Source organism: Sphingopyxis sp. Geo48, assembly GCF_949769155.1.
Taxonomy (GTDB): Bacteria; Pseudomonadota; Alphaproteobacteria; order Sphingomonadales; family Sphingomonadaceae; genus Sphingopyxis.
Genome location: NZ_CATKPA010000013.1, coordinates 1 through 9295 on the forward strand (window position 1 = coordinate 1; position 9295 = coordinate 9295).

10 protein-coding genes are annotated in these 9295 nt (G+C 65.0%); 5 read left to right on the forward strand and 5 right to left on the reverse strand.

Going from position 1 to position 9295, the window contains the following annotated elements; genetic code table 11:
• Positions 1 to 301: 301 nt before the first annotated feature.
• Positions 302 to 1105, reverse strand: coding sequence for an SDR family NAD(P)-dependent oxidoreductase (locus QOL79_RS19360; protein WP_283420410.1), 804 nt, complete (start codon positions 1103 to 1105; stop codon positions 302 to 304).
• A gap of 72 nt (positions 1106 to 1177) precedes the next feature.
• Here QOL79_RS19360 and QOL79_RS19365 point away from each other — a divergent pair, with 72 nt between their 5' ends.
• Entirely contained in the window at positions 1178 to 1615 is a 438-nt protein-coding gene (locus QOL79_RS19365) for a winged helix-turn-helix transcriptional regulator (RefSeq protein ID WP_283420411.1), read from the forward strand.
• A gap of 131 nt (positions 1616 to 1746) precedes the next feature.
• Here the strand turns inward: QOL79_RS19365 and QOL79_RS19370 are convergent, their stop codons facing one another.
• Entirely contained in the window at positions 1747 to 2229 is a 483-nt protein-coding gene (locus QOL79_RS19370) for an SRPBCC family protein (RefSeq protein WP_058455049.1), read from the reverse strand.
• Positions 2230 to 2277: 48 nt separating this feature from the next.
• On the opposite strand from QOL79_RS19370, the gene QOL79_RS19375 reads away from it, so the two are divergent.
• Positions 2278 to 2604, forward strand: coding sequence for an ArsR/SmtB family transcription factor (locus QOL79_RS19375; protein ID WP_058455048.1), 327 nt, complete (start codon positions 2278 to 2280; stop codon positions 2602 to 2604).
• Positions 2605 to 2654: 50 nt separating this feature from the next.
• Here QOL79_RS19375 and QOL79_RS19380 read toward each other — a convergent pair whose 3' ends face one another.
• The 3 genes from QOL79_RS19380 to QOL79_RS19390 all read right to left on the reverse strand — a co-directional run bounded on the left by QOL79_RS19380 (position 2655) and on the right by QOL79_RS19390 (position 6011).
• On the reverse strand, positions 2655 to 4493 hold the full coding sequence (locus QOL79_RS19380) for a M2 family metallopeptidase (RefSeq protein WP_283420412.1): 1839 nt from the start codon (positions 4491 to 4493) through the stop codon (positions 2655 to 2657).
• 75 nt (positions 4494 to 4568) lie between these two features.
• Positions 4569 to 5321 (reverse strand): alpha/beta fold hydrolase, encoded by a 753-nt coding sequence (locus QOL79_RS19385; protein ID WP_283420413.1) that lies wholly within the window; start codon positions 5319 to 5321, stop codon positions 4569 to 4571.
• A 42-nt stretch (positions 5322 to 5363) separates the two neighbouring features.
• Complete coding sequence (locus QOL79_RS19390; RefSeq protein WP_058455045.1) at positions 5364 to 6011, reverse strand: 2-hydroxychromene-2-carboxylate isomerase; 648 nt, start codon at positions 6009 to 6011, stop codon at positions 5364 to 5366.
• 127 nt (positions 6012 to 6138) lie between these two features.
• Here QOL79_RS19390 and QOL79_RS19395 point away from each other — a divergent pair, with 127 nt between their 5' ends.
• Genes QOL79_RS19395 through QOL79_RS19405 form a run of 3 tightly spaced genes read left to right on the forward strand, consistent with a single transcriptional unit; the run spans position 6139 to position 9273 of the window.
• The gene (locus QOL79_RS19395) at positions 6139 to 6579 is read left to right on the forward strand and encodes a MarR family winged helix-turn-helix transcriptional regulator (RefSeq protein WP_283420414.1); all 441 of its coding nucleotides are present in this window, start codon (positions 6139 to 6141) and stop codon (positions 6577 to 6579) included.
• Entirely contained in the window at positions 6579 to 7685 is a 1107-nt protein-coding gene (locus QOL79_RS19400) for an HlyD family secretion protein (RefSeq protein ID WP_283420415.1), read from the forward strand. The genes QOL79_RS19395 and QOL79_RS19400 overlap by 1 nt, the downstream gene beginning before the upstream one ends.
• A 4-nt stretch (positions 7686 to 7689) precedes the next feature.
• On the forward strand, positions 7690 to 9273 hold the full coding sequence (locus tag QOL79_RS19405; RefSeq protein WP_282948757.1) for a DHA2 family efflux MFS transporter permease subunit: 1584 nt from the start codon (positions 7690 to 7692) through the stop codon (positions 9271 to 9273).
• Positions 9274 to 9295: the final 22 nt, after the last annotated feature.

A 9295-nucleotide genomic window follows, 5' to 3' on the forward strand; every position in this document is an offset into this window, starting at 1 on the left:
CTCGTCATGCTGAACTTGTTTCAGCATCCATGGCCGGGCCTTGCATCCGGCGCCGCGCCGAAGGAAACGGCAGACCATGGACCCTGAAACAAGTTCAGGGTGACGATGAAAGAGACGATGCAGGATAGGCCACCTTCGGTCGTATGCGGTCATTCGTCATCCCGGACTTGATCCGGGATCCACCGCAGTGCTGAAGTCATGGACCCCGGATCAAGTCCGGCGTGACGATGATGGATTGCGCGCCTTCCGGTCGATTCCCGACGTTGGCAGGGCGGCTTTTGATCGCCGCCCTCCCGTCGAGTCAAACCGCTTCGTTCACGCGGTAGCGCGCCGCAACATCGCGCTTCGACAGGTAGGGGCCCATCGCCAGCCGCGCGGCGTAATAATCCTTCCACTGGCCTTCGTCGGCGAGCGGCGGGATCGTCACTTCCTCGCCGCGGTCGAGGCCGAGCAGCGCCGCGTCGACGAGGTCGCTCGCGCTCATCACCATCTCGGCGGGGAAGGCATCGACATCCTTGCCCGACCGTTCCCAGATTTCGGTGCGCGTCGCACCGGGTAGAACCGCCTGGACATGGAATCCCTTGTCGCGGCCGTTCGCGGCGAGCGCGTGGCTGAGATTGAGCAGAAACGCCTTCGAGCCGCTGTACACGCCCTCGAACGTCTCGGGCGCGAGCGCGAGGACCGAGGCGATGTTGACGATAGCGCCCTTGCCGCGCGCGCCGAACGCCCTGCCCGCCGCGATCGCGAGCCGCGCCGCAGCAGTAATGTTGAGCGCGATGATCGTCTCGATCTCGGCCGCGCTATTCTCCAGCGTGCCACCGTTGAGCGACATGCCGGCGTTGTTGACGAACAGCGTGATGTTCGCATCGTCGATCAGGCGCTGCTCGATCCGCGTTACGTCGTCGCCCTTGGTCAGATCGGCGGCGATCACGTCGACCGCCACGCCGGTGTCGGCGCGCAGCTTTGCCGCGAGTTCTTCCATCTGCGCGCCGTTGCGCGCGACGAGAATCAGGTCGTGACCGCGTTTGGCCAAGCGGTCGGCGTAGACGGCGCCAAGGCCGGTCGAGGCGCCCGTGATCAGGGCCGTTCCAGTGGGGATAGTCATCGTCAGTCTCCTTTGCAGGCGGCCCGCAGCGGGTCACTTGCAAAATGATAGTGACTGTCCCATATGACTTCAATGACTGGCGACAGAAATAATTTGGGCACCTGTCCCGTCGACCGCGGGCTGATGCGCGTCGGCGACCGCTGGAGCATCCTTGTCCTGCGCGATATCGAACGCGGGCTGACCCGCTACGACCAGATGCGCACCAGCCTCGGCATCGCGCCGAACATCCTGTCACAGCGGCTGACGGCACTGACCGACGCGGGGCTGATCGAGAAAAGGCGCTACAGCCAGCGCCCGCCGCGCGACGAATATCTGCTGACCGAAGCGGGGCGCGACTTCCTGCCGATCCTCGCCGCGATCGGCGCGTGGGGACGCAAATATAATGGCAAGGGCGCGCTGACGCGCCAGATCGATGTCGAAACCGGCGAACCGGTACGGCCGGTGGTGATCGATGCCAACACCGGCGCCCCGCTCGGCACGCGCCCGCTGCGCTTCGAATATCCGGACTGAAAAGCGACGGTGTTTTCTCTCGTCATCCCGGACCTGATCCGGGATCCATTGGCGGCCTTGAAGTCATGGACCCCGGATCAAGTCCGGGGTGACGAAAGGGCGCGGTTCGCTCGCCCCTTCCGATCGCCCCGCTATCGATACATGCCCTCGCGCAGGTTGATCCCGTGCTCGATCCATACCTTGAGCGCGCACAGCATCTGCGACCAGCCCTGGCAATTGCCATAGGAGGCGCTTAGCGCGCCCTGGTTCTCGCGCCAGCCTTCCTCTGCGATCTCGACCAGCGTGCGGCCGTCGTCGAGGCCCTTGAAGCTCATCGTTACGCGCGTGCGGTAATCGGCGTCCTTCGGCTCGCTGCCTTCGACATTGTGCGCCTCGCCTTCGCTCGCCTGCCATTCGAGGACGATCTTCTCATCCGGCACCACCTCGATCACATAGACGGGAAAGGCTCCGGGAAAGTCGTGGAAGTCCCACGTCACCGTTGCGCCGGTCTCCAGCCGCCCCCTGGCGCCGCCGGTGGTGAAATAATGCGACAGTTGCGCCGGATCGGCGACCGCCTCGAACACCTCGTGCACCGGCTTCGCAATCCGCGCCGCGACCCTGAACTTCAGCTCCATACCCACTCTCCGCTTGAGTCGAAGCCTTTTATGTTATATTTATATAACATGTCAATTCACGACCAGTTCGATGCGACCTTCAAGGCGCTCGCCTCGCCGATCCGGCGACAGATCCTCGATGATCTCAAGGACCAGCCGCTGACGACCGGCGCGCTGTGCGGCCATTTCGCCGACATCGACCGCTGCACGGTGATGCAGCATCTGAAGGTGCTGGAGGACGCGGGGCTGGTGATCGCCGAGCGGCGCGGCCGCGAGCGATGGAATCATCTGAACGCGATGCCGATCCAGGACATCCACGATCGCTGGATCGGCCCGCACGCCGCCGCCGCGAGCGTGCGGCTGGCGCGGCTCAAGCAATCGGTCGAGGCGCAATAAAAAGGCCGGGGCGTCGCCACCCCGGCCTCTCCATTTCGATCGAACCCGGCTTACCAGCCCGACGGCTTGCCCTTGTTCTGCTCGTCGAGCCACTTCTTGAGCGGTGCGAAATAGGCGGCCATCGCCTTGCCCGACATTTCGCGGCTGCCGGTGAAGGCCTGCAGCGCGTCGGGCCACGGCTTCGACGCGCCCATTTCGAGCATCGCATTCAGCTTCGCGCCGACTTCCTTGTTGCCGTAGAAGGAGCAGCGGTGGAGCGGCCCCTTCCAGCCCGCCTGCTTGCACGCCGCCTGATAGAATTGGAACTGCAGCACGCGCGCCAGGAAATAGCGCGTGTAGGGCGTGTTGCCGGGGATGTGGTACTTCGCGCCCGCGTCGAATGCGTTCGCCGGCCGCTCACCCGGCGGGACGATGCCCTGATATTGCAGCCGCAGGTCGGTCCACGCCTTGTTGTAGTCGGCGGGTTTGATCGAGCCGTCGAAGACGCCCCAGCGCCAGCGGTCGACGAGCAGGCCGAAGGGCAGGAAGGCGACCTTGTCCATCGCCTGCCGCAGCAGCAGGCCGATGTCCTTGTCGGCGCTCGGCACCTTCGATTTGTCGAGCAGGCCGATGTCGACCAGATATTGCGGCGTGATCGACAGCGCGACGAAATCGCCGATCGCTTCGTGGAAGCCATCGTTTGCGCCGTTCAAATAGAGGAACGGCTGCTTGTTATAGGCGCGCTGGTAGTAGTTGTGACCGAGCTCGTGGTGGATCGTGATGAAGTCGTCGGCGTTCACCTTGATGCACATCTTGATGCGCAGATCGTCCTTGTTGTCGACGTCCCACGCCGAGGCGTGGCACACGACTTCGCGGTCGGCGGGCTTCAGGAACTGGCTGCGCTTCCAGAAGGTGTCGGGCAGCGGCGCCATCCCCAGCGACGAATAGAAATTCTCGCCCGCCTTGACCATGTCGAGCGGCCCCTTACCCTTTTCGGTCAGCAGGTCGCCGATGTCATAGCCAAGGTCGCCGGTGCCGGGAGGCGCGACGAGCGGGTAGATATTGCCCCATTCCTGCGCCCACATATTGCCGAGCAGGTCGGCGCGGATCGGGCCGGTTTTCGGCTGCACCGCGTCGCCATATTTCTCGTTGAGTTTCCAGCGGACATAGGTGTGCAGCGCCACGTACAGCGGCTTCATATCCTGCCAGATCTTTTCGGTCAGCTTGGCGAATTCTTCGGGCGGCATGTCGTAACCCGATCGCCACATCGCGCCGGTGTCGGCGAAGCCCAGCTCCTTCGCGCCCGCATTCGCGATGCCGACCATCTTGACATAGTCGTCCTTCATCGGCGCGCCGACCTGGTCGTGCCAGCTCGTCCACATCTCGGCGAACTGTGCGGGCGTATTCTTGAGATTGCCCATCTCGGCTTCGATGTCCGAGCCCGAGATTTCCTTGCCGTCGAGCGTGCCGCGGCCCTTGCCATATTGCGACTGCAGGTCGGTCGCGATCGTGTTGAGTTCGGTCGCCGCGCCCGGCGTCGTCGGCGCGGGCAGAACGATGCCGGTGCGCAGGATGTCGAGCTTGCGCTTCGTATCGGCGCTGAGCCCCGCAACGCCCGCGTATTTCGCCGCTTCGAGCGCATATTTGACCGACTTTTCGGTGCCGACCGCGTTGATCCGCGCCGCCATCGCGTCGGTATCCTCGGTGATATAGGTCGCGTTGACCCAGTTCACTTGGCTGCTCTCGACGGTATAGTCGAACAGGTCCTTTTCGACCGCGGCGATGAAGGCGTCGGCGTCGGCGGCGGTGGGCGCCTGCTGCGCGGCGGCGGTGGGCGCCTGCTGCGCGGCGGCGGGGGTCGCCACCGCGAGCGACAGGGCAAGCGACAGCGTTGATATCATGGCTTTCATGGGGGTGCGTCCTCTGGATATTCCGATGCGCTCTCGGGCGCGATGGCCGCAATCTGGACCGCCCCGCGGGCAGGGTCAAGCCGTGAGGAAGGCCGCCATCGCAGCGCCCATTTCGGGCTGGGTGACGCTCGACATATGGGTCCCGGGGATCGCCGCGAGCACGGCATCGGGCAGCGCCGCCGCCAGTTCCTCGGCCGAGCCATTGTCCTGATCCTGCTCGCCGCAAACGAGCAAGGTCGGCATCGTCAGCGCCGCGAGCATGTCGGGGGTGGTATCGGTGAAGCTGTCCAGGAGCAGGCGCGCCGCAACGCGGTCGATCTTCATCGTCTTCATGAACTGGATCGACATCCACGTGTCGTCGCCGCGCTTCGCGGTTTCATAGTCGGCGATCACGCGCTGGAAGAATTGCCCGCGCTGTGACCACCCGGCAAGCCCCGCAAGGCCCATGCCGCCGAGGATCAGCTTGCGCGGTTTCATCCCGGCAACCACGGCACGGGTACTCGTGCGTGCGCCCAACGAAAAGCCGCCGAGGTCGAAATCGGAGAGGCCCAGATGCCCGATCAGATCTTCCAGATCATGCACGAGCACGTCGGGCGGATAATGTTCGGGCTCGTGCGGCGCGTCGCTTGATCCGTGGACGCGCAGGTCGGGCATCACGACGCGAAACCCCGCCGCGGCGATCCGCGCGGCTGTGCCGAACTTGATCCAGTTGACCTCGGCGTTCGAAAACAGGCCATGGAGCAGCACCAGCGGGCGCCCCTCCCCCATCTCGCGCCACGCCAGCCGCACGCCGTCGCGCGCCACGAAAAATCGGGGTTCGATGCTCATGCGCGGGCTATGCCCCGTCGGCGATGGGTTGGGCAAGGCCGATCAGCGCGGCTGCAAGCCCTTCTGCTCCATGCGCCACTTTGCCATCTCGATCCGGTCCTGGCCGAAGAAAGGCTCGCCATCAAACACCAAGGTCGGCACGCCCCAATGGCCCGCGATCTCGAGCGCGACCTGGTTCGCCGCGATCTCGTTGTCGAGCGCCTCGGCATCGGCCTCCGCCTCGGCGTCGAGTTCGGCGAGGCTGAGCCCCGCGCGCCGCGCCGCGCCCGCGAGATGATCGCCAAGGTGCCAGTCCTGCGCCCCGCCCCAGATGAGCTGAGCCACTTCGTGACAGAAGCCCAGGCTCCGGCCGCGCCGCGACGCAGCCTGCCCCAATCGCGTCAGACGATAGATATAGGGCTGCTCGGCTGCGATCTCGCGTGTCATCACATTCTGCACGATCGGGTCGGGACGCGGCGGTCCGAAGGGAATGCCGTGGAATTGCGCGACGCGGATCATGTCGCGCATCGTGTAGCTCAGCCAGTTGGGGTGATTGCGTTCGAAAAAGTCGGGCTGGCGGATCGCAAGCGGATAAACCGGGCGCAGGTTGATCGACAGGTCATGGCTCGCCGCCAGCGCGCGGTAGCGGCCGATGGCGAGATAGCTGTAGGGCGAGCGAAAGGACCAGAAGAGGTCGGCAGTCAGAGTCATACCCTTATCCTGCCCAAAAAGCGCCCCAGCGCAAGCATTGTAAAGGAATTTAACACCAAATCAGATATTTCCCTCTGACGACACATCAGGATTGAATATAGTAGCAATTGCTATTATATCCGCTGCCATGAGTGAGACGATCGGTTTTCTGCTCAACGACAGTGCGCGGCTGTTCCGTCGCGCCTTCGACGCACGCACGCGTGACACCGGCATCACCGCACTGCAATGGCGCGTGATCACCTATCTGAAGCGCCACGAGGGCATAAGGCAGGGCCCGCTCGCCGAACTGATCGAGGTCGAGCCGATCACCCTTTCGCGGATGGTCGACCGGCTCGCCGAGGCGGGGCTCGTCGAGCGACGGGCCGATCCCACCGACCGCCGCGCGTGGCGCCTTTATCTGACGGCGCGCGCCGGCGACATGCTAGGCGCGATGCGTCCGATCGCCGAAAAACTCACCGAAGAGGCCACCGAAGGATTGAGCGCCGCCGAAGTCGACCAGCTCGTCACGCTCGTCGAAAAGGTGCGCGCCAACCTCTCCCGCCGCGAATGCCTAAAAGAGACCGCATAATGGACCAGCTCTCCCCTTCCCGCACCAAGGCCGAAGACGCCGCGCCGGCGCGCGCACCCAAGGCCGACCCGGTGCCGTCTGCGGCGCAGCCGGCCACTGCCGCCGGAGGCAAGACCGGGCCGAGCTGGCGCGCTCGCCTGCTGATGTTCGGCCTGCCCGCCGTTTTGCTGGCCGCCGGCGGTTGGTATTGGCTGACGAGCGGCGGATCGGTGTCGACCGACAATGCCTATGTCCAGATGGACAAGGTCTCGATCGCCGCCGAAGTCGGCGGCCGGATCACCGAGGTCGCGGTCAAGGACGGCCAGATGGTGCAGAAGGGGCAATTGCTCTTCCGCATCGACGGCGAACCCTATGCGCTGAGTGTCGCGCAGGCGAATGCCGCGATCGACGCCGCCAACGTCGATGTCGGCAACCTGTCGGCGAGCCTCGCCACCACGGGGGTCGATATCAAGGCGGCCGAGGAAGGCCTGGCCTTCGCGCAGTCGAACTTCGCGCGCCAGGCGGCGTTGATGGACAAGGGCTTCACGACCAAGGCCGCCTATGACGCCTCGAAACATGCGGTCGAACAGGCACGCGCCGCGCTGGCGCAAGCCCGCGCCGACGCCGCCGAGGCGCGCTCGAAGCTCGCTACCGGCGCGAACGGGATCAATCCGCAGGTCGAGGCGGCGAAGGTCCAGCGTTCGCAGGCCGAGGTCAATCTCGGCCGCACCGAAGTCCGTGCACCGAGCGCGGGGCGTATCGCGCAGTCCGACCGGCTATTGGTCGGCCAGATGATGGTTGCGGGGCTGCCCGCCGTGACGATCGTCGACACGCTGCACCCTTGGGTCGAGGCGAACTTCAAGGAAACCGACCTTGCCGACATGCGCGTCGGCCAGCGCGCCGAAATCAGCTTCGACGCCTATCCGGGGCTCAAGGTGCGCGGCCATGTGCTGACGATCGGCGCGGGCACGGGCAGCGAATTCTCCGTGCTTCCGGCGCAGAATGCGACCGGCAACTGGGTCAAGGTGACGCAGCGCGTGCCGGTGCGGATCGCCTTCGACGAAAAGCCCTCGCGCGACATGATCGCCGGGCTGTCGGCCGACGTCAAAGTCTTCACCGACAAGTAAGGCCGTGGCGAGCCGCGCCTTTCCCCGCCGGTCGCCAGCCACGGCGGTCGACGATGCGATCCCGCTGCATCAGCAGGTCCGCTTTCGCGGCCTGCTGACCGTCGCGGTCATGGGCGCGTCGATCATGCAGATTCTCGACACGACGATCGCCAACGTCGCCATCCCGCACATGCAGTCGGCGCTCGGCGCGACGAGCGAAACGGTGACCTGGGTGCTCACGAGCTATATCCTGGCATCGGCGGTCGCGATGCCGATCACCGGCTGGCTTGCCGATCGCATCGGCCGCCGCGAGTTGTTCCTTGGCGCCATAGCGGGGTTCATCGTCGCGTCGATGGCCTGCGGCGCGGCGCAGTCGCTCGAACAGATGGTCGCCTTCCGCTTCCTGCAGGGGATCAGCGCGGCCTTCATCGGCCCGCTCTCGCAATCGGTGATGCTCGACATCAACCCCCCCGAGAAACAGGCACGCGCGATGTCGATCTGGGGCATGGGGATCATGATCGGACCGATCCTGGGGCCGATCCTGGGCGGCTGGCTGACCGAGTCGGTCAACTGGCGCTGGGTATTCTACGTCAACCTGCCCGTCGGGTTGCTGACGCTTGCGTTGATGTGGGCTTTGCTTCCCGCGACGCGAAGGCGCGACCGCCGCTTCGACCTGTTCGGCTTTTCCATGCTGGCGCTCGGTCTTTCGGCGCTCCAGCTGATGCTCGACCGCGGCGCGCATCTCGACTGGTTCGACAGCCGCGAGATCTGGATCGAGATGGCGGTCGCGATCGCGTGCCTGTGGATGTTCGTCGTCCATCTTTGCACCAGCCGCGACACTCTCTTCAACCGGCAGATGATGGCAGACCGCAACCTCGTCACCGCAATGGGCTTCATGGTCGTGATCGGCATCGTGATGTTCGCCTCGATGGCGCTGCTGCCGCCGATGCTCCAGAATCTGTTCGGTTGGCCGGTGATCGACACCGGCTGGGTGCTCGCCGTCCGCGGGATCGGCATCCTGATGAGCATGTGGGTCGCGGGCCAACTGCTCGGCAAGGTCGACGCGCGCTGGATGGTCGGCACCGGCCTCGCCATCGCGGCGCTGTCGCTCTGGCAGATGAGCCACTGGTCGCTGGAGATGGGGATGCGGCCGGTGATCGTCAGCGGCCTCGTCCAGGGTATCGGCATGGGGCTGGTCTTCATCCCGCTCAACACCATGGCTTTTGCGACGATCCCGCCGCAGTACCGCACCGACGGGTCAAGCCTGCTCAATCTGCTGCGCAGCATCGGTGCGTCGGTCGGTATCTCGGTGGTCACGACGCTGCTCGGCGCCAATATCCAGCGCAGCCACGAAGACCTTGTCAGCCATGTCACCAACAGCTCGACGAGCATGCTCGACGCCTCGACCGCCGACCGCTTCGGTATCGTCGGCGACACCGCGATGGCGATGGTCAATGCCGAGATCAACCGGCAGGCGGCGATGGTCGCCTATATCGACGATTTCTGGCTGATGATGTGGGTGACGCTCGCCGCGGTGCCGCTGGTGCTGTTGCTGCGGCCGCCGAAACCGGGTGGACCGAAGGCATCAATGGCCGACATGGGGCATTAGGGTAGTGGCTGCTTTGGGGTGA